The following is a 1,310-nucleotide window of genomic DNA, read 5'->3' as shown; positions in this document are numbered from 1 at the left end:
TGAGTTGGCCCCCGAAATGACCTGACAGGGTCTCGCTCTTAGATAAGAGTGAGCCATATGACTGAGCATACGACTAGGCGCTACAATGGCGGCGAGGTCCTCTCCGGGGTTCAGCGCCGGAGGCGCTGGACCCCGGAGGAAAAGGTCCGGATCGTCGAGGAGACGTATCTGCCGGGCATGAACGTGTCGCTGGTAGCCCGGCAGCATGGCATCAGTGGCAGCCAGATCTTCACCTGGCGCAGGCTGGTTGCGCAGGGTGCGCTGACTGCCGCCGGTGCCGGCGAGGAGGTGGTGCCCGCCTCCGAGTACCGGTCGCTGCAGAACCAGGTCGCCGAGCTGCAGCGCCTGCTGGGCAAGAAGACTATGGAAGCCGAGATACTGCGGGAGGCCGTCTCCCGGGCCGCAGGCCCAAAAAAACTCCTCTTGCGCTCGATCTCGTTGCCAGGGGACGACCGGTGAGCGCGGTGGCCGAGGCGTTGGGCGTCAGCCGCCAGCACCTGTCAGCCATGCACAACCGGTCGCCTACACGTCGGCGAGGTCGACCGCCTCTACCGGATACCGACTTGGTCAGCGACATCCGGGCGCTGATCGCCGATCTGCCCACCTACGGTTATCGCCGGGTCCACGCCCTTCTGCGCCGCCAGGCTGCCAGGATCGGGCGCACAGCGCCCAATCCCAAGCGGGTCTACCGGGTCATGAAGGTGCACGGGCTGCTGCTTCAGCGCCACAACGGCAGCCGGGAGGAGCGGCGCCATGATGGTCGCGTTGCCGTCGATCGGCGCAACACCCGCTGGTGCTCTGACGCCTTGGAGATCGCTTGCGACAATGGCGAAAAGGTGCGCGTCGCCTTTGCACTCGACTGCTGTGACCGCGAGGCCATGGGGCACGTTGCTACCACCGGCGGCATCACCGCCGAGGACATCCGTGATCTGATGGTCGCCACTGTCGAGCATCGCTTTGGCCCGGTGAACCGCTTGGCCTCGCCCATTGAATGGCTCAGCGATAACGGCAGCCCTTACGTTGCTCACGATACTCGCCGCTTCGCGCGCGACATCGGCCTCGTACCCCGCACCACGCCGGTCAGCTCTCCGCAATCGAACGGCATGGCCGAAGCTTTCGTGCGCACCCTCAAGCGCGACTACGTCCGTGTAAACCCGACGCCCGATGCACGCACTGTCATCGAGCAACTGCCCCGCTGGCTAACCCACTACAATGAGGTCCATCCGCACAAGGCGCTAGGCTACCGATCACCCCGCGAGTACATCACCCAAACCCGCGAGGCCTCGTCAGGCAATTAGGGGGCAACGACA

General features: G+C 65.0%; 1 protein-coding gene. It reads left to right on the top strand.

The genetic code is table 11. The annotated features are described in order from the left end of the window. The first annotated feature begins 57 nt into the window (after positions 1-57). A protein-coding gene (locus OC550_RS22955; RefSeq protein ID WP_090423511.1) for an IS3 family transposase occupies positions 58-1,298 on the top strand; the annotation gives its coding sequence in 2 pieces (ribosomal slippage) (positions 58-412 and positions 412-1,298; 1,242 coding nt in all). Positions 1,299-1,310 lie beyond the last annotated feature (12 nt).

This window comes from Arthrobacter sp. Marseille-P9274, assembly GCF_946892675.1.
Classification (GTDB): domain Bacteria; phylum Actinomycetota; class Actinomycetes; order Actinomycetales; family Micrococcaceae; genus Crystallibacter.
This window is presented reverse-complemented; position numbering and strand designations above follow the sequence as displayed.